A 17,395-nucleotide genomic window follows, 5' to 3' on the forward strand; every position below is an offset into this window, starting at 1 on the left:
AAATTTATTCATGCAATGTTGGGCATCTGTCGTCGAAGATCGAGGAAAAAATCGCCTTCAGGCGCCTTCGTTCCGTTCGACGGGATTGAGCGCGAAGAGCAGGCGGGTTGCGCCTGTTGCCGCGACGGGAGGCGAGCGATGGAGAATGCGCGGATTCTCGGTCCATCTCCAGCCCTTGAACAATCCGACTTCGCCCGGTTGCAGCGCGTAAATGCTCTCATCGCCCCCGGCATGTATCCATTGCGTGCCGGGTCCGACCAACGGCATCAGCAAGCGTGCGGAAACATTGTCGGCATGAAATTTCCGGCACGCGTCCGTCTCGATCACTTCCAGACGTAATCTCATCTGGACGCAATCCATGATGTCGGCAAAGCGCTGGCATAGCGGCACGATCTCATTTGTTAGCGCATCGACCATTGCGTCATAGCCTGCTGCCTGGACAAGGGCAGGAATGTCGGTCGCCAGCGTGTCGCGTGAGATCGGTTCGTCGATATCGTCGATCTCTTCCCAATTGAGCGATGATAAAGGCGAAAGGCTGCCGGGTAGCGGCCTGCGCCACAGCGCCAGATGTACGTCCGGTTCCCGGATTCGCGCCAGAATATTGGCGTCAAGGTCCGTCACGACCGCCGTGCTGCACATTGCCTGCACGGTCATTCCGCGGCCTCCAGCTGCGGCTCCCAGCTGGGGAAGGGGTCGCGCAGGCCGGTCCACATCTCTGGCGTGAAGCGCTTGACCGGGAGCAGGCAAGCATCGAGCCGGGCGCGGATGCGCGCTTCGTCCATGCCGATGCCGATGAACACCAGTTCCTGCCGCCGGTCGCCCCAGACATCGTTCCAATGCTGTGCGACGAAGCGTTCGAAGCGATCATCGTCAGGCCAGTGGTTCTTCGGGAAGGATGCCCACCAGCGTCCCATCCGCGCCGTCATCGTCTGCGCGCCGGCGACGGCCAGTTCGCCGACCCAGTCGGGTCGCGTCGCCAGCCAGAAATGGCCTTTGGCGCGCACGACATTGTCGAGTCCGCCATCGGTCAGGAAGGCGTGAAGCTTCGCCGGGTCAAAGGGCTGGCTCGCGCGATAGACGAAGCTTTCTATGCCATATTCTTCGGTTTCGGGCTGATGGTTGGCATAACCGTACAGCTCCTTGGCCCAGAGCGGGTGCTCCGCGGCCTTTTCCTCGTCGAACAGGCCGGTGTCGAGCATGGCATCGAGCGGCGCCTTGCCATGATCGCAGGTGATGATGCGCGCATCGGCATTGAGCGAGGCGACGAGCTTCTTGACGATCGCAAGCTGTTCAGGAGGCACAGCGCTTGCCTTGTTGATCACGACCACATCGGCAAATTCGATCTGCTCAACCAGCAGACCGACCAGACTGCGTGTGTCATCTTCGCCCAGACTTTCGCCGCGATCAGCCAGGAAGTCCTGGCTGGAATAGTCGTTAAGCAGGTTGAGCGCATCGACCACCGTGACCATCGTGTCGAGTCGGGCGACGTCGCCGAGGCTGTTCCCTTCCTCGTCGCGGAAAGAGAAGGTGGTAGCGACCGGCAGAGGCTCGGAGATGCCGGTACTCTCGATCACCAGGCTGTCGAAACGGCCTGCCTCGGCAAGGGCGCGCACTTCCTTGAGAAGGTCATCGCGCAGGGTGCAGCAGATGCAGCCATTGGTCATCTCGACCAGGCTCTCCTCGCTGCGCGCGAGCGCCGCGTCGCCGCCGCGCACGAGATCGGCGTCGATATTGACTTCCGACATGTCATTGACGATCACCGCGACGCGCCGTCCCTCGCGATTGGCGAGGATGTGATTGAGGGTGGTGGTCTTGCCCGCGCCAAGGAAGCCCGAAAGCACGGTGACCGGAAGCCGATTGTCAGTGGAAGCCATATTCTGCCCTTGACCTTTATGTGACGGTATATCATCTCTGATACGGATATGCGCGACGTCTGTCCAGCGTCGGTCGGAGAATGTCATGAAACTATTGTCCTCCAGGCAGCCGCTCTTCGACGGGCTGGCGATCGGAGCATCCTTTGCCTGCCTCATTCATTGTCTGGCCCTGCCGCTGCTGATCATGCTGCTGCCCGCGCTGGGGGCATTTCTGGTCGTGCCGGAAGCCTTTCATGTCTGGGCGCTTGTCTTTGCGGCGCCGGTCAGTCTGGTGGCGCTGTCTGCTGGCTATCGACATCACAGGGCTGCCACCCCTCTGTTCATGGCCCTGCCGGGCCTTGCCTTGATGGCAATCGGCGCACTTGCGACATCATCGGAATGGATGGAAACAGCGTTTACCGTCCCTGGCGTGCTTTTGCTGGCGATCGGTCATGCGCTGAACTGGCAAGGGCTGCGGCTAGCAAGCCAAAGCCGGAAAGCCGGCGCATGAGCGGCGTCTAACAGGCTGCGGAAAAAGGCGCTTGCCTTGATGTGGCATTGCTGATTCCGGGATCCCGTAGAGGGATGTCGAAGGGATCGGGATGCGCGGCGGTGATGAACGGCTGTCTCTTATACACATCTCTGGGAGAGGCCGTAGCCGGGATGGCGTGTCGCGCGCCTGTCGATGGCGGAGCGCCGGTTGGTGTTGTTCTGGGCCTGTCTCTTATACACATCTCTGGGAGAGGCCGTAGCCGGGATGGCGTGTCGCGCGCCTGTCGATGGCGGAGCGCCGGTTGGTGTTGTTCTGGGCCTGTCTCTTATACACATCTCTGGGAGAGGCCGTAGCCGGGATGGCGTGTCGCGCGCCTGTCGATGGCGGAGCGCCGGTTGGTGTTGTTCTGGGCCTGTCTCTTATACACATCTCTGGGAGAGGCCGTAGCCGGGATGGCGTGTCGCGCGCCTGTCGATGGCGGAGCGCCGGTTGGTGTTGTTCTGGGCCTGTCTCTTATACACATCTCTGGGAGAGGCCGTAGCCGGGATGGCGTGTCGCGCGCCTGTCGATGGCGGAGCGCCGGTTGGTGTTGTTCTGGGCCTGTCTCTTATACACATCTCTGGGAGAGGCCGTAGCCGGGATGGCGTGTCGCGCGCCTGTCGATGGCGGAGCGCCGGTTGGTGTTGTTCTGGGCCTGTCTCTTATACACATCTCTGGGAGAGGCCGTAGCCGGGATGGCGTGTCGCGCGCCTGTCGATGGCGGAGCGCCGGTTGGTGTTGTTCTGGGCCTGTCTCTTATACACATCTCTGGGAGAGGCCGTAGCCGGGATGGCGTGTCGCGCGCCTGTCGATGGCGGAGCGCCGGTTGGTGTTGTTCTGGGCCTGTCTCTTATACACATCTCTGGGAGAGGCCGTAGCCGGGATGGCGTGTCGCGCGCCTGTCGATGGCGGAGCGCCGGTTGGTGTTGTTCTGGGCCTGTCTCTTATACACATCTAGATGTGTATAAGAGACAGGCTAAAAGGGGAGCAATCCGCATTTCCCGGTAACGCCCCCGTGCTGCGGACCGCTCAGCCTGCCTCCGCCGCGATCACATAGTCAAAGCCATGCCGCAGCCCGCCTTCGCGCGCGATGATGGCCAAGGCGTCCTGTCGCAAGGCTTCGCCCCGCGCGTGCAGCGCCGCCGCCAGCGACCGATCCCCAAGCCTTGAAAGCCGCGGCGCACACATGTCGATCTGACTGTTCACGAACCGGCGCTGGTAGCGGATGGGGAAGCGATGCGCGTTCACGATGCGAAAACCCGATGCCGTCATCTGTTCCAGCACCCATTCCATCGGGAACTCGCGATAGGGCCGCTCGCCCGCATGGAGCAGGACCGCGTCGCGCCATCGCCCGATGTCGCCCAGGATTTGGCCATCGCGCGTCCCGGCACGCTCAGTGATATAGGGTTCCAGCCCGATCAGATAGAGCCGCCCGCGCGCCAATGCCCGCAGGCGGGCGAACATGCGTTCCTGAAAATAGGGCGCGAAGCCTTCAATCGCCCCGATCAGATAATCGGCGAGAATGGTATCGCAACGCTCACCTGCCAGCAGTGTCGGATCAGCCCAGTTGCCGATGATGATCCTGTCCTGCGGCTGTCTCTTATACACATCTCCATCCGCTACCAGCGCCCTGTCTCTTATACACATCTCCATCCGCTACCAGCGCCCTGTCTCTTATACACATCTCCATCCGCTACCAGCGCCCTGTCTCTTATACACATCTAGATGTGTATAAGAGACAGGATCAGCCCAGTTGCCGACGATGATCCTGTCCTGCGGTCGGCGAACGCGATCCGAGGCGTCACGCACCTGAACGGCATGGCCCGCCGCGCCGGTGACGGCGACCCAGCGATCGGTCGCAAGTCCCGACATCCAGCCGATCGAATTGGTGCCTGTTCCCGCGTCCAGAAAGGTGCCCCAGGGCCGATCGCCCTGAAGCGCCTCGATATGGCGGAACAGCGCGGACGGTCGCCGCGCTATTTCTTCCGTCTTGCTCAGAATGCCCCCCGCAGGCCGAACACGAAGTTGCGGCCGCGCAACGGAGAGAAGGTCTTGATGAACGAGCTATGGTTATACGCCAACGCGTTGGTCAGGTTGGTGCCGCGCACGAACAGTTCCGCGCTGCGCTTGTCCCCCAGTTCGAGGCGATAGGCGAGCGTCGCATTGACCATGTCATAGCCCGGCGTGCGCGTTTCAAAGGCTGCGATCCGGTCCTGTTCGAACACATGATAATATTCCGCATCCGCCGTGAACGGCCCGACATGCGCATCGCCGCGTGCGCCAAGGCGCCCGGCCGGAATACGCGGCAGGTCACCGCCGCCATTTTTCAGCTTGGCGCGAACATAGTCGCCGAACACCGACAGGGCGAACTGATCGTTGAAGGCATGACGCACTTCCCCATCGATGCCGGTGAAGGTCGCCTCTGCCCCGGCATAGCGGATCAGACGGAAATCTTCGAACTGGTCGAGCGTCTGGGCGTAGATATAATTGTCGAAGTCCTGATGATAGGCGCCGATGGTGAAGGTCGTCGGCCCTGTCGTCTTGCGCAGCGTCAGGTTGACCGAATTCGCCTTTTCAACGCCTTGCGATACTTTTTCGGCAAGGCGGCTGTTGCCGCTGACGATCCCGATCTCATAGGTGTTGGTGGCAAGGTGCAGGCCATAGGCATAAAGTTCCTGCACCGAAGGCGCGCGTTCGGTATGCGCCAGCGACAGCGCGAGCGAGTAATCGCTGCCTACATTCCAGATCGCGGCGGCCGATGCCGAAAAGGGCTTGTGCCTGATCGATGGATAGCGCGTGATCAGCGACTTTACCGTCTGCCATTCCTGCCGGGCCGCTGCCTCCAGCCGGACAGGGCCGAGCGAATAGGTCTCCATCAGGAAAATCGCGGTATTGCTGCTGTCCGTATTCAGCGTGTGAGTCTCGCCGCCGCTGATCGCCTGGAACCGGCTGCCGCTCTGTTGGATGCCGAACGTGCCGCGCAAGCCCCCCAGCGGCGCATGGGTCAGTTCCACACGCAGGTCGTGGGCTTTGTTGAGGAAGGTGTTTTCCGCTTCCCCATCCTCGATCTCATCATGGGCATAGTCGGTGAAGGACAGGCGGAAGCGTACCTTCTCCAGCGCGGGCACCGGATTGTTATAATCGCTGCGAATGTCGAAGCGATTGCTCCGCAGCTTTACGAACGGCACTTCCTCCTCATGGTCGTGTTCATGATCATGATCGTGATCATGCTCCTCTTCTTCTCCATGACTGCCGCAATGCAGGCCGATGCCATGGGGATGGCAGCTTTCATAATCATGATTGTGGCCCGGCACGCCATATTCATTGCGCTGGCGGGTATAGGCAACGCCCAGATAGCCGTCCGGGCCGATCCAGCTTCCCCCGACACTGAAGGTCGATGTGTCATTGTAGGAGCCATGCACTCTGTCCTCCCCAAAGGCGCGAGGCACCCGATAGTCGTCGGAGCGGCGGTGGACGCCTTCAACACGCAGCGCCAGCGGCCCGACGCCCACGGTCGCACCGCCTACGAGACTGCGCTCGTCATCGCCCGTGCCCAAGCGGCCTTCGGCTGCGCCGGTGATGCCCCCTTCCGGAACGTAGGTTGGCACCTTTTCATCCAGCAGGTTGACCGCACCGCCGATCGCACCGCTACCGTAGAGCAGGGTCGCCGGACCGCGCAGCACCTCGATCCCGCGCAGCAATAGCGGTTCGCCCGTGACATTGTGGTCCGGCGAGATCGCCGAGGCGTCCTGCACATTGGCGCTGTCGCTCAGCACCTGCACGCGGGGCGAGGATTGGCCGCGAATGATCGGACGGCTGGCGCCGCCGCCGAAATTCTCGAAATTGATGCCAGGCTGGCCGGCCAGCGTTTCACCCAGAGTCGCCGCGCGACGGTGGATCAGTTCTTCCCCTGTGAGCGTGACGACCGGCGTAACGGTTTCATCGGCCGTCTGGCCCAATGGCGCCGCCGTCACCACAATGTCGTTCTTGCCATGACCGCCCGCCTGGGCAACTGCCGTACCGGGTGCGATCGCGATGAGCGATACGGCACATAGATAATGAAGGTGATTTCTCACAAAAATGCCCCTGCAATGATTTGAGTAGGGCGCAGTTACGTAATATCATATCATGAAACAACCCCGGATCGGCAAAAATTTTGCAGAATAAATCATTGTTTCCAGTTGGTTACATAATGTTTCTCGCTTTTGCGGCGTGACAGGAGTGGAAGCTTGCACAGTTGATCGTTATGATACACCGTGACATTCAGCCAAGGTTTCACGGCCATCTTCTTGGGAGACAATATGCAATCCCCCGCTACGCCGGTTCTGGATATCGCCGGATTGACCCATGGTTACGGCCCGACGCCGGTCCTGAATGACCTGGCGATCCGGCTGGACCGTGGTGTGCATCATTTGCTCCTGGGACCGTCAGGATCGGGCAAGACGACATTGGTTCACGCCATTTCCGGGCTGCTGGCACCTGACAAGGGCCAGATCATGGTTGATGGCGAGGCCATGACAGGGCGCAGCCAAACGGCGCGCGATGCCCTTCGGCGGAACAAGATCGGCCTGATCTTCCAGTCGCTGCGCCTTGTTTCGGCTTTGACCGTGCGGCAGAATCTGCATCTGGCCGGACGGCTGAGCGGTCATCCCACGACGAACGATGCGATTGACGGGCTGCTTGCCCAGTTGGGGATCGCCCACCGCGCCGCCGCCAAGCCCCGTCGCCTGAGCCAGGGCGAGGCCCAGCGAGCGGCCATCGCGCGCGCGCTCATAGGCAGGCCCAGCCTGCTGATCGCGGACGAACCTACATCGGCACTGGACGATGACAATGCTGCGCGGGTGGCTTCGCTGCTGATCGAAGCGGCGGATCGCAACGGTTCGACCCTGCTGATCGCAACCCACGATCAGCGCCTTAGAAAGCTGATCCCGCATACCATCACTCTGGGCGCCCAAGGGGGCACGATCCAATGATCCGCGTTGCCCTGGCCTATCTGCGCGATCGTCCGCTGATGAGCGCGCTCAACATCCTGCTGCTGTCATTGGCCGTTGCCATGCTCGTCATGCTGTTGTCGGTATCCACCCAATTGGGCGATCGCTTCGAGCGCGACGCACGCGGCGTCGATCTGGTCGTGGGGGCCAAGGGGTCGCCGCTGCAACTGATCCTGTCCAGCATCTACCAGATGGATACGCCCACGGGAAACATTCCCCTGGACAGCATTGCCTTGCTCCGTCGCGATCCATCCGTGCGGCAGGTTATCCCGCTTGCCCTGGGGGACAATTTCCGGGGTTTCCGGATCGTCGGGACCGAGCCGGCCTATCTTGGCCTTCAGGATGCGAAGCTGGCGCAGGGGCGGATGTTCGCCAAGGCGCAGGAAGTCGTCATCGGCGCGCGGGTGGCCGAAGAACTCGGCATGACGCTTGGACAGCGCTTCGTCGGGTCGCATGGGCTGACCGAAGACGAAAATGCCGGCCATCATGACCATACTCCTTTTACCACCGTCGGCATCCTCGCGCCTACCGGATCTGTGATGGATCGCCTCATCCTTTCCAATGTGGAAAGCGCCTGGGAGGTCCATGGCATCGAGCATGATCATCATGACGAGGAGGAATTGCACGAGGGCCAGCACGCACATGAGCATGGAGCGATGGGTGCAGATCAGCATGAAGCGGCCGAGCATCACGATGCGGATCATGACGCGCATGATCGGCCTGCCAATCTGACCGAGCGGGAACAGTTGAAGCCGGAAATTACGGCGCTTCTGGTATCCTACAGGTCCGCGTTCGGCGCTGTACGCATACCATCGATGATCAACCGCCAAACCAACATGCAGGCTGCGGTGCCCGCCGTTGAGACGGCCCGGCTCCTGTCGCTTCTGGGTGTAGGCATCGATGGTGCGCGCGCGTTTGCCTGGCTGCTCGCGGCGACCGGCGGTCTTTCCATCTTTGTCGCCTTGCTTGCGGCGGCGTCGGCGCGGGAAGGCGATCTGGCGTTGCTTCGCGTCATGGGGGCCAGCCGCGCGCAGATTTTCGGAACGATCATGGCTGAAGGTCTCGTCATTTCGGCCATTGGCGGGCTTGCGGGGTTGCTGCTGGGCCATGGCGCGCTGGCGTTGGCGCGCAATAGCTTCGAGCAGCTCAGGGATTTCGGATTCGATCCCTTCACGCTTTTGCCTGGTGAAGCAGCGATCCTGCTTGCGGTCCTGGTCATTGGCCTTGTGGCATCCCTGATCCCAGCATTGCGCGTCTTCCGCCTCGATCTGGCCGACAGCCTGACGCGATCCAGCTAAGGAGTTCATGATGCGCCTTTTGATTTTGCCTGCCCTGCTGGCGCTGACCGCGATTCCGGTCGGCACCGCGATGCAACTGGGCAAGCCAGCCCCGACCAAAGATGTGTGGCAACCGGCAAAAACGCCTGCGGGCGGCACGCCCTGGTCTTTGCTCCAGCAAACGAAGCTGAACGACCGCACGGACGAGGCGACGATGATGATCTACACCAAGCCGAGCTTTCCGCCGGCGGTGAAGGCTCTCAATGGCAAGCAGATCAAGATTGCGGGCTGGATGATGCCGCTCGACAATGGGTTAAAGCAGAAACATTGGGTTCTGCTTGGCTATCCACCCGGCTGCCCCTTCCACATGCATGCGCTGCCCAATCAGTTCATCGAGATCAATGCGGCCGTTCCTTTCCCGACCGACGAAAGCAAGGTGCATGTCGTAACCGGGACATTGCAACTGACCGGCTATGATGAAAGCGGTATCTTCTATCGCCTATTGAACGCGCGCCCGGCCTGAATCCCGGAGGGGGGGCTTGGTCATGAAGCCCGCTGGCAAGGCATAATCCGGCTGCGGATTTCTGCCCCTCACCACCCTTTGCGCCGATCCAGCAATATTTTGACACGATTTGTTTATGATATATTGTATCTAAAAACAAAGCCGCATAAGAGAGCCGCGACAGGGGAACGCGCCAAGAGCGCATTCAGGAGAGGATCCGAGGTTCGGATCATAAAAAGGGTACCCCATGCGCATCAGTTTTCTACTATCTACTTGTTCGGCCATTGCGGTCCTGACGCTAAGCCATCCCGCTCTGGCGGAGGATGACGGGTCAGCCACAGCGGGATCGCACGAACAAACCCCTGCCAACATCATCGTGACTGCGCCTTTCCAGCGTGATCGGTCCGACATCCTCTCTGGCACGTCGGTGCTTCAGGGCAGCGAGCTGACCCAGGCCATTCGGCCTTCGATTGGCGAAACGCTCCAGCATACGCCCGGCGTGTCCGCGACCTCCTTTGGTCCCAGCGCGTCCCGCCCGGTTTTGCGCGGGCTTCAGGGGGAGCGCGTCCGCGTCCTGGTCGATGGCATCGGCTCGATCGACGTGTCCAACACCAGCGTCGATCACGCTCCTGTGGTCAACCCTTTGCTGGCCGAACGCATCGAGGTGCTGCGCGGTCCCCAGTCGCTGCTGTTCGGCGCGTCGGCGATCGGCGGCGTGGTCAACGTCATTGACAAGCGCATTCCGCGCAGCGTGCCCGAAGAGCCTGTTCATGTCGACGCGATCGCCACCTATGGCAGCGCGGCCGACGAGCGCAGCGGCGCGGGCTCGGTCGACGTACCGCTGGGTGACAAGTTCGTCGTCCACGCCGACGGCAGCTATCTGACATCCGACAATATGCGTATTGGTGGCTACGCCCTGTCGCCCAGTGCCCGTGCGGAAGCGCTGGCATCCAGCCAGCTTCCCGCAGAAGAGCCGGCAGAGGGCGAGGAAGCCATCGATTTTGCCGGCAACGCCGCTATCCGGGGCAAGCTGCCCAACAGCCAGGCCAAGACCTGGACTGCAGGCGTCGGTGCTGCCCTGATTACCGAGACCGGCAATCTGGGCGTTTCCTACAGCCACTATGATAGCCTCTATGGCGTGCCCGTTCGTTACGCGACCCGACCCGGCCAGGAACAGGAGGCGCCGCGCCTCGATCTCGCGCAGGATCGACTGGATTTGCGGGCGGAGGTCGAGACGGGCGGCGGTTTCCTCAAGACCATTCGCGCGCGCGCGAGCTATGCCGCCTATCGCCATTTCGAACTGGAGGAGGACGGCGCAGTCGGCACTGCTTTCTACAACAAGGGCATGGAAGGGCGCATCGAACTGGTGCAGGCCGATCGTGGCCCGTGGCAGGGCGCAAGTGGCGTTCAATATTATTCGCGAAACTTCAACGTGGTTGGCGACGAAGCCTTCCTGCCCAAGAATGACACGCAGCAGTTCGGCGCGTTCACCCTGCAGACCCTCAATTATGGCCCGGTGAAGCTGGAAGCGGGCGCGCGCTATGAGCATAGCGAGTTGCAGGCGCTGCCGCTCGAAGAACAGGACCAGTTCTTTTCGGGCAAGCGGACCTTCGACACTTTCTCCTTCTCCGGCGGCGCGTCCTATGGCTTGAATGACAATTGGCGTCTGGGCGCCAACATCTCGCGGTCCGAACGTGCGCCTTCGGCAGAAGAATTGTTTGCGAATGGTCCGCATGCCGGGACGCAGGCGTTCGAAGTCGGCAATCCCGATTTCAAGACCGAACGCGCATTGGGGGTGGAAGCTGTGTTGCGCGGGAAGGGCGACAATTACAGTTTCGAAGCCTCCGCCTATCATAACTGGTTTTCCAACTTCATCTATGAAGGGCTGACCGGCGAGGAAGAGGATGGCCTGCCCGTCTATCAGTTCAATCAGGCGAAGGCGCGATATTACGGGTTTGAAGCGCAAGGTTCGGTTACCCTCGCCACATTCGGCGAGATGAAACTCGTCGCCGATGCGCTGGGCGACTATGTCCATGCCCGGATCGTCGGCGAGGGCCCCGCGCCCCGCATCCCGCCGCTGCGTGTGCTCGGCGGTCTGGGCGTCACCAGCCCCAAGGTGGATGTACGCGGCGAGGTCGAGTGGACGGACGACCAGAAGCGCATATCCGACTTCGAGACGGAAACGAAGGGCTTCACGATCGTCAATGCCGAGGTCAACTACCGCCCCTGGGGCATGGAGCGTCCCCTGAGCTTTGCGCTGTCGGCAAACAACATCTTCGACGTTGTTGCCCGCCGCCATGCCTCCTTCCTGAAGGACTTTGCGCCATTGTCGGGACGCGACATCCGCGTCACGGCCCGCGTCAGCTTCTGAAGGCCGGATGTCCCGCCGCGGCTGCCGCGGCGGGACATCCTATCAGGCAGCGGCGCTCGTTGGCCGATTTAATGAGCGGCGGAACCGTTCCCGTCGGGATCGCGACCATGCCAGCGGTCAAGCATCCGCATGGCGGGGGTGACGGTCAGGCCGTGCAGCAGGATTGACAGCAAAGCCACCAAACCGACGATGGCCCACAGGCGAGGCCCCTCATCAATCTTCAGGTGATTGAGGCCATATGCAAGATAGTAGAATGATCCCACGCCCCGGATGCCGAAGAAGGCGATAGTTCTCTTTTCCGCCCGGCTCGCGCGGAACCCGGCAAGGGCTACCAGCCCGGCAAAGGGCCGGACCACCAGCAGGATGACGATGGCCGCCGCTACATCGACCCACCGCAGCGGCCAGAGCATGCCACTCAACAGCGCGCCGCCGAACAGCAGAAGCAGCACCATCATGGCCAACCGCTCAACTTGTTCGGTCAGATCGTGCATTTGCCGGTTGAAGGCATGATCCCGATGCGATCGCCGCAGCGTTAGCGCGGTCACGAATACGGCCAGGAAACCGTAGCAGTGCAGGATTTCGGTGACGCCATAGGATATGAATGTCGCGGAAATCGCGATCAGTCCGTCGCCGGTCTTCGACAATCGGGTGTCGGCGGGAATATGGAAGGTCAGCCACCCAAACAGACGGCCGATCAGCCAGCCAACCAGAACGCCCGCGGAAATTTCCCACAGGACATTGTGCAACAGCCATTGCGCAGCCCAGGGCTCGCCCGTCGTTGACGCCAATCCCATGGCGATGGCGAGATGCACGAATGGAAATGCCAGGCCGTCATTCAGTCCCGCCTCCGAGGTCAGTCCGAACCGCACCTCGTCTTCTTCGCCGGACTTGGGTGGGCCCACCTGGACGTCGGCAGCCAGCACGGGATCGGTTGGCGCAAGGCTGGCCGCCAGCAGCAGCGCCGCTACCCAGGAGAGGCCAAGCCACCACTGACCGATGAGCGTTATGGCCAGGATACCCAACGGCATCGTGACGGCCAGCAGCCGCCAGGTGATGTTCCATTTGCCCCAACTGAAAGGTCGGTCGAGTTTCAGCCCGGCCCCCATCAGGGCGATGATTACGACGAATTCGGTAAAGCGCTCGGTCACTTCGGGATAGGTGAGCGGCAAGGGGCGCAGCGTAACCGCAGGCAAGGAAAATATGGCTATACCGATGGCGATGCAGACGACGGGCAAGGACAGTGGAAGGCGCTTGAGCGCTAATGGAAGCCATGCCACCAGCGCGATCAGTAGCCCGGCGCCGGTGAGGATCAGGATATAGGGGTCAGGTGCTGAAATGATTTGCTGCATCGCCTGACAACGACGCAACCGTCGGATTGGCTACATTACCCATGGCAAGACAGCGATTTTACCTGCCCAGCCAATCGGAGGTGATCTCGCCGCTATGCCCCTCCGGCGCCAGCGCGGCGCGCAGAGCGTTTTGCAACGGCGGCAGGGCCTGCGTGAAGGCGTAGGGCGGGTTGACGATAAACAGACCCGCTCCATTATAGATGCCGGACTGGTCGTCATCGTACAACCAATGTTCCACGCACAGAAACTTCGGGATGCCGAGCCTGCGCAACTGGTCCTTCCACCGTGAATGCGTGGCGCGGTCTTTCAGCGGATACCAGATCACCGTGACGCCGTGCGCCCATTTGCGGGAAGCGGCGGCCAGAGTGGCTGTGATACGGGCGCGTTCGTCGGTCTGCTCGTACGGCGGATCGACCACCACCACGCCGCGCGGCGTTCGGGTCGGCAGCAATGCCAGCCATAGCTCGTAGGCGTCGCGCTGATGCACGGCGGCGGACGTGCCGCGCATCGCGCTGCGCAAGGCATGAACGTCCTCAGGATGTTTTTCGTTCAGGATCAAGAAATCCTGCGGACGCAGAAGCTGCGCCAGAATATGCGGCGAGCCGGGGTAAAGGCGTGGTTCGGGCCCGTCATTCACTGCCCGCACGGCGGCGCGATAGTCGTCCAGTAACGGGTTGGTGTCGGCGAACGCCCGCAGCACGCCGTGCATGGCCTCGCCGGTGCGTTGTGCCTCCTCGCTGCCAAGGTCGTACAGCCCACAGCCGGCATGGGTGTCGATCAGGGTCAGGGCGCCTTCTTTCTGTTGCAACGCCCGGACAAGGGCGATCAGCAGGCTGTGTTTCACGACATCGGCGCTATTGCCGGCATGGAAGGAATGGCGATAATTCATTGAGATTCAAAATCCTGACGATCTGCCTTCATACGAGCCGCCGGGTGCGGAAGCGGCGCACGAGGCGATTGAAGCAACACATCGGATGCTCGTATAGCGTCACGCGGAAACCTTCAAATCCGTAGCCGCCATCTTCAGCAGTATGTTGGCCATTTGCGTGAGCTTGCCCAGACCGACGACGAGGAGGAATGGACGAAAGATTGTCGTTCATGAAACTTGCGTGCCTCTGGAGGCTTGTAGCGGTGCAGCCTTGTCGTGGATGGGGGACGAAGGGCTCAACTCGTTTGAGAGGACGCCCGTATGAAAATCGCGCAAATCGCTCCCCTGGCCGAAAGTGTTCCGCCGAAACTATATGGCGGCACGGAACGTATCGTATCCTATCTGACCGAAGAACTGGTCCGTCAGGGCCATGAAGTCACCCTGTTCGCCAGTGGCGATTCGCAAACCAGCGCGGAACTGGTGCCGATCACGGACATGGCGTTGCGCCTAAACCCCGCTGTCGTCGACACAATCCCTTATCATATGATGATGCTGGAGCAGGTCCGCCGCCGCGCCGACGAGTTTGACGCGCTGCATTTCCATATCGACATGCTGCACCTGCCGATGGCGCATGATTTCATCGGGCGCACCGTGACCACGCTGCATGGCCGGCTCGACCTGCCAGACCTGCCGCCATTCTACCGCACCTTTGCACAGCACAGCCTGGTGTCCATTTCCGATCATCAGCGGCTGCCCATGCCGCCGGTCAATTGGGGTGGCACCATCTATCATGGCCTGCCCGCCGACCTGCTGGCGCCGCGGCTGGGCGCGGGCGAGGATTATCTTGCTTTTCTTGGGCGCATATCGCCGGAAAAGCGGCCCGATCGCGCGATCCGCATTGCCGCGCGATCGGGGCTCAAGCTCAAGATCGCGGCCAAGATCGATGCTGTCGATCGCAGCTATTGGGAACGCGAAATCGCGCCGCTGGTGGACCATTATCCCAATGTGGAATTTATCGGCGAGATCAACGAGCAGCAAAAGGCCCAGTTCCTGGGCGAGGCGGCCGCGTTGCTGTTTCCGATCGACTGGCCCGAACCGTTCGGTCTGGTCATGATCGAGGCAATGGCTTGCGCCACGCCGGTCATCGCCTTCCGTTGCGGTTCGGTGCCCGAAGTGATCGAACATGGCGTGTCCGGCTTCATCGTCGATAGCGAGGATGAAGCGGTGGCGGCCATCGCGGCGCTGCCTGATCTGGATCGGCGGGGGGTACGCGCCGCGTTCGACGCACGTTTCACGGCGCAGCGGATGGCAGCGGACTATGTGGCCCTGTACCATGATCTGCCCGGTGCCCGTACCGATGCCGCCCGGTTGCGGCGTCATCGGGGCGTGGAAGCCGAATTGCAGATCGTCGCATAGGAGACGCCATGACCCTGAGTCAGCCCCAGCCCGACATGCCGGGTATCGCTGGAGGGCAAGCGCTGTCCCAGGCGCAAACCCAATTTTTCATCCCCGCGACCGCCTCGCTCCACGAACGCAGGCCGCGCACGCTCAAATATGGCAACAGCTTTGCCGTGTTCGATCATAGCGGTGACGCGATCTCCGGGCCGGGCAGTCCGGAGGGGCTGTATCACTGCGATACCCGGTACCTTTCCCACCTCTATCTTACCATCAACGCCATGCGGCCGATCCTGCTGAGTTCGGCGCTGCGCGACGATAATGCCATGCTGACATGCGACCTGACCAACCCCGACTTTTTCGGGGATGACGGGCGGGTGGCGGTGGAGCATGATCTCATCCACCTGCGGCGCACACGCTTTTTGTGGAAGGATGCGTTGTATGAGCGTGTCACTATCCGCAACTTCGACGCGGAAACGCGTCAGGTCAGCGTCGATTTCAGCTTTGCTGCGGACTTTGCCGACCTGTTCGAGATACGCGGCATGACGCGGTTGCGCCGGGGGACGATGTGCGAACCGCAAGTCGGCGCGGCCGACGTCCTGCTCGGTTATATCGGACGCGATGATCGCGAACGGCAAACGCACCTGCATTTCGATCCGATGCCTGACGCATTGACCGACAGCCATGCGCGGTTCGAGGTGACCCTGCCGCCGGGTCAGCGTTGTGCGCTGTTCACCCGCATCTGCTGCGAACGGACAGAGGCGACGGAGCCGCTTCCCAAGCAGTTCCTCAAATCGCTGCGGGAGGCCATGGGCGCGCTACGCACGGCGCGCAGGCGCGGTGCGACGCTGCATTCTTCCAATGACCTGTTCAACGAGGTTGCCCGTCGATCGGTTGCCGATATCTCGATGCTGTCGACAGATACGGAATTTGGCCCCTATCCCTATGCGGGCATTCCCTGGTTCAGCACGGTGTTCGGTCGCGACGCGATCATTACCGCGCTCGAAACGCTGTGGATGGACCCGGCGATCAGCCGTGGCGTGTTGGGCTATCTTGCCGCGCATCAGGCCACCAGCTTCGATCCGGCGGCGGACGCTGAACCTGGCAAGATATTGCATGAGGTGCGGCATGGAGAAATGGCGGAACTGGGCGAGGTGCCGTTCCGCCACTATTATGGCAGCATCGATTCAACGCCCCTGTTCGTGATGCTGGCGGGCGCCTATCTGGAACGGACCGGCGACGCTGCCTTCCTGACGAGCATATTGCCGCGTATCGAGGCGGCTCTGGAGTGGATCGACACCCATGGCGATCGCGACGGCGACGGTTTTGTCGAATATGGTCGCCTGACCGACCAGGGGTTGCAAAATCAGGGCTGGAAGGACAGCCACGATTCCATCTTCCATGCCGATGGCACGCTGGCGCGCGGGCCGATAGCCCTGGCCGAGGTGCAAGCCTATGTCTATGGCGCGTGGCAGGCAGCAGGGGCGCTGTTCGCGACGATTGGCCAGGAGGCGCGCGCCGCCGAGTATCGCGATCGCGCGGCGCGTTTGCGCGACCGGTTCGACGCCGCCTTCTTTGACGCGGCACTGGGTACCTATGTGCTTGCGCTGGATGGCGACAAGCAGCCCTGCAGGGTGCGATCGTCCAATGCGGGTCATGTCCTTTATACGGGACTGGCGCGCGAGGAGCGGGTCGAGGCCGTCGTCCGGACGCTGATGGCGCCTGCCTCCTTTTCCGGCTGGGGCGTGCGCACCATCGCCTCGACCGAGGCGCGCTACAATCCCATGAGCTATCATAATGGCTCGATCTGGCCGCATGACAATGCCCTGATCGCGGGGGGCTTTGCGCGCTATGGCTATCAGCGGGAGGCCGCGCAGATATTCGAGGGGCTGTTCGCCGCCGCCACTTATGTGGACATGATGCGCCTGCCCGAACTGTTCTGCGGCTTTCCTCGTCGTCGGTCGCAGGGGCCGACATTCTATCCGGTGGCGTGCAGCCCGCAGGCCTGGTCAGCGGCGGCACCGCTGGCGCTCATCCAGTCGAGCCTGGGGCTGAGGTTCGATGTCCCGGCGGCGCAAATATCCTTTCACCAGCCCAAGCTGCCGCATTTCCTCCACAGCCTCGCCATCAAGGATCTGAGCATCGGTCCCGACAGGGTCGATATCATGTTCGATCGACTGGGCGATCAGGTGGTGGTCAAACCCATGAAGCATGATGGCGACGCCCGGATCGTGACGATTGCCTGAGGGGCGACTTG

Annotated in this window: 18 protein-coding genes; 8 read left to right on the forward strand and 10 right to left on the reverse strand. The window is 61.6% G+C overall.

What is annotated here, in order from left to right; all coding sequences use genetic code 11:
- Positions 1-57 precede the first annotated feature (57 nt).
- A complete protein-coding gene (locus FE851_RS16290; RefSeq protein ID WP_145204725.1) occupies positions 58-654 on the reverse strand; it encodes a DUF1826 domain-containing protein in 597 nt (198 codons plus the stop codon).
- A complete protein-coding gene (locus tag FE851_RS16295) occupies positions 651-1,874 on the reverse strand; it encodes a GTP-binding protein (protein ID WP_145204728.1) in 1,224 nt (407 codons plus the stop codon). The genes FE851_RS16290 and FE851_RS16295 overlap by 4 nt, the downstream gene beginning before the upstream one ends.
- Before the next feature lie 85 nt (positions 1,875-1,959).
- Between FE851_RS16295 and FE851_RS16300 the strand changes: the two genes are divergently transcribed.
- Positions 1,960-2,364, forward strand: coding sequence for a MerC domain-containing protein (locus FE851_RS16300; protein ID WP_145204731.1), 405 nt, complete (start codon positions 1,960-1,962; stop codon positions 2,362-2,364).
- Between the two features lie 119 nt (positions 2,365-2,483).
- On the opposite strand, the gene FE851_RS16305 is transcribed toward FE851_RS16300, so the two are convergent.
- Genes FE851_RS16305 through FE851_RS16315 form a run of 3 tightly spaced genes read right to left on the reverse strand, consistent with a single transcriptional unit; the run spans position 2,484 to position 3,057 of the window.
- The gene (locus FE851_RS16305; RefSeq protein ID WP_145204733.1) at positions 2,484-2,681 is read right to left on the reverse strand and encodes a hypothetical protein; all 198 of its coding nucleotides are present in this window, start codon (positions 2,679-2,681) and stop codon (positions 2,484-2,486) included.
- On the reverse strand, positions 2,672-2,869 hold the full coding sequence (locus FE851_RS16310) for a hypothetical protein (RefSeq protein WP_145204733.1): 198 nt from the start codon (positions 2,867-2,869) through the stop codon (positions 2,672-2,674). The genes FE851_RS16305 and FE851_RS16310 overlap by 10 nt, the downstream gene beginning before the upstream one ends.
- Positions 2,860-3,057: a hypothetical protein gene (locus FE851_RS16315; protein WP_145204733.1), complete on the reverse strand. Its 198-nt coding sequence runs from the start codon at positions 3,055-3,057 to the stop codon at positions 2,860-2,862. Before FE851_RS16315 ends, FE851_RS16310 begins: the two co-directional genes overlap by 10 nt.
- A gap of 60 nt (positions 3,058-3,117) precedes the next feature.
- On the opposite strand from FE851_RS16315, the gene FE851_RS26240 reads away from it, so the two are divergent.
- On the forward strand, positions 3,118-3,393 hold the full coding sequence (locus FE851_RS26240) for a hypothetical protein (protein WP_186378897.1): 276 nt from the start codon (positions 3,118-3,120) through the stop codon (positions 3,391-3,393).
- A gap of 21 nt (positions 3,394-3,414) precedes the next feature.
- Here the strand turns inward: FE851_RS26240 and FE851_RS16325 are convergent, their stop codons facing one another.
- From FE851_RS16325 to FE851_RS16335, 3 genes are all read right to left on the reverse strand, one after another.
- A complete protein-coding gene (locus FE851_RS16325) occupies positions 3,415-4,032 on the reverse strand; it encodes a class I SAM-dependent methyltransferase (RefSeq protein ID WP_186378870.1) in 618 nt (205 codons plus the stop codon).
- Between the two features lie 27 nt (positions 4,033-4,059).
- Positions 4,060-4,257 (reverse strand): hypothetical protein, encoded by a 198-nt coding sequence (locus FE851_RS16330; RefSeq protein ID WP_145204738.1) that lies wholly within the window; start codon positions 4,255-4,257, stop codon positions 4,060-4,062.
- 122 nt (positions 4,258-4,379) lie between these two features.
- Positions 4,380-6,461, reverse strand: coding sequence for a TonB-dependent receptor domain-containing protein (locus FE851_RS16335; RefSeq protein WP_145204741.1), 2,082 nt, complete (start codon positions 6,459-6,461; stop codon positions 4,380-4,382).
- Between the two features lie 225 nt (positions 6,462-6,686).
- Here FE851_RS16335 and FE851_RS16340 point away from each other — a divergent pair, with 225 nt between their 5' ends.
- The 4 genes from FE851_RS16340 to FE851_RS16355 all read left to right on the forward strand — a co-directional run bounded on the left by FE851_RS16340 (position 6,687) and on the right by FE851_RS16355 (position 11,526).
- The gene (locus FE851_RS16340) at positions 6,687-7,358 is read left to right on the forward strand and encodes an ABC transporter ATP-binding protein (RefSeq protein ID WP_017181309.1); all 672 of its coding nucleotides are present in this window, start codon (positions 6,687-6,689) and stop codon (positions 7,356-7,358) included.
- Entirely contained in the window at positions 7,355-8,674 is a 1,320-nt protein-coding gene (locus tag FE851_RS16345) for an ABC transporter permease (RefSeq protein ID WP_145204744.1), read from the forward strand. The genes FE851_RS16340 and FE851_RS16345 overlap by 4 nt, the downstream gene beginning before the upstream one ends.
- 7 nt (positions 8,675-8,681) lie before the next feature.
- The gene (locus FE851_RS16350) at positions 8,682-9,176 is read left to right on the forward strand and encodes a DUF3299 domain-containing protein (protein ID WP_145204746.1); all 495 of its coding nucleotides are present in this window, start codon (positions 8,682-8,684) and stop codon (positions 9,174-9,176) included.
- 226 nt (positions 9,177-9,402) lie between these two features.
- Positions 9,403-11,526, forward strand: coding sequence for a TonB-dependent receptor (locus FE851_RS16355; RefSeq protein ID WP_145204748.1), 2,124 nt, complete (start codon positions 9,403-9,405; stop codon positions 11,524-11,526).
- Positions 11,527-11,594: 68 nt separating this feature from the next.
- Here FE851_RS16355 and FE851_RS16360 read toward each other — a convergent pair whose 3' ends face one another.
- Complete coding sequence (locus FE851_RS16360; protein WP_145204750.1) at positions 11,595-12,875, reverse strand: cation:proton antiporter; 1,281 nt, start codon at positions 12,873-12,875, stop codon at positions 11,595-11,597.
- 58 nt (positions 12,876-12,933) lie between these two features.
- Positions 12,934-13,764 (reverse strand): 23S rRNA (adenine(2030)-N(6))-methyltransferase RlmJ, encoded by an 831-nt coding sequence (locus FE851_RS16365; protein ID WP_145204752.1) that lies wholly within the window; start codon positions 13,762-13,764, stop codon positions 12,934-12,936.
- A gap of 300 nt (positions 13,765-14,064) precedes the next feature.
- On the opposite strand from FE851_RS16365, the gene FE851_RS16370 reads away from it, so the two are divergent.
- Both FE851_RS16370 and FE851_RS16375 read left to right on the forward strand, forming a co-directional pair.
- Positions 14,065-15,159 (forward strand): glycosyltransferase family 4 protein, encoded by a 1,095-nt coding sequence (locus FE851_RS16370; protein ID WP_145204754.1) that lies wholly within the window; start codon positions 14,065-14,067, stop codon positions 15,157-15,159.
- Positions 15,160-15,167: 8 nt separating this feature from the next.
- Positions 15,168-17,384: an amylo-alpha-1,6-glucosidase gene (locus tag FE851_RS16375; RefSeq protein ID WP_145204756.1), complete on the forward strand. Its 2,217-nt coding sequence runs from the start codon at positions 15,168-15,170 to the stop codon at positions 17,382-17,384.
- Positions 17,385-17,395: the final 11 nt, after the last annotated feature.

It is taken from the genome of Sphingobium sp. B2, assembly GCF_007693735.1.
GTDB lineage: Bacteria > Pseudomonadota > Alphaproteobacteria > Sphingomonadales > Sphingomonadaceae > Sphingobium > Sphingobium xenophagum.

Excerpts from the sequence above, each read along its gene's own strand:
- FE851_RS16290 (WP_145204725.1), bottom strand. The coding sequence starts at position 654 with ATGACCGTGCAGGCAATGTGCAGCACGGCGGTCGTGACGGACCTTGAC.
- FE851_RS16295 (WP_145204728.1), bottom strand. The coding sequence starts at position 1,874 with ATGGCTTCCACTGACAATCGGCTTCCGGTCACCGTGCTTTCGGGCTTC.
- FE851_RS16300 (WP_145204731.1), top strand. The coding sequence starts at position 1,960 with ATGAAACTATTGTCCTCCAGGCAGCCGCTCTTCGACGGGCTGGCGATC.
- FE851_RS16305 (WP_145204733.1), bottom strand. The coding sequence starts at position 2,681 with ATGTGTATAAGAGACAGGCCCAGAACAACACCAACCGGCGCTCCGCCA.
- FE851_RS16310 (WP_145204733.1), bottom strand. The coding sequence starts at position 2,869 with ATGTGTATAAGAGACAGGCCCAGAACAACACCAACCGGCGCTCCGCCA.
- FE851_RS16315 (WP_145204733.1), bottom strand. The coding sequence starts at position 3,057 with ATGTGTATAAGAGACAGGCCCAGAACAACACCAACCGGCGCTCCGCCA.
- FE851_RS16325 (WP_186378870.1), bottom strand. The coding sequence starts at position 4,032 with ATGTGTATAAGAGACAGGGCGCTGGTAGCGGATGGAGATGTGTATAAG.
- FE851_RS16330 (WP_145204738.1), bottom strand. The coding sequence starts at position 4,257 with ATGTCGGGACTTGCGACCGATCGCTGGGTCGCCGTCACCGGCGCGGCG.
- FE851_RS16340 (WP_017181309.1), top strand. The coding sequence starts at position 6,687 with ATGCAATCCCCCGCTACGCCGGTTCTGGATATCGCCGGATTGACCCAT.
- FE851_RS16345 (WP_145204744.1), top strand. The coding sequence starts at position 7,355 with ATGATCCGCGTTGCCCTGGCCTATCTGCGCGATCGTCCGCTGATGAGC.
- FE851_RS16350 (WP_145204746.1), top strand. The coding sequence starts at position 8,682 with ATGATGCGCCTTTTGATTTTGCCTGCCCTGCTGGCGCTGACCGCGATT.
- FE851_RS16355 (WP_145204748.1), top strand. The coding sequence starts at position 9,403 with ATGCGCATCAGTTTTCTACTATCTACTTGTTCGGCCATTGCGGTCCTG.
- FE851_RS16360 (WP_145204750.1), bottom strand. The coding sequence starts at position 12,875 with ATGCAGCAAATCATTTCAGCACCTGACCCCTATATCCTGATCCTCACC.
- FE851_RS16365 (WP_145204752.1), bottom strand. The coding sequence starts at position 13,764 with ATGAATTATCGCCATTCCTTCCATGCCGGCAATAGCGCCGATGTCGTG.
- FE851_RS16370 (WP_145204754.1), top strand. The coding sequence starts at position 14,065 with ATGAAAATCGCGCAAATCGCTCCCCTGGCCGAAAGTGTTCCGCCGAAA.
- FE851_RS16375 (WP_145204756.1), top strand. The coding sequence starts at position 15,168 with ATGACCCTGAGTCAGCCCCAGCCCGACATGCCGGGTATCGCTGGAGGG.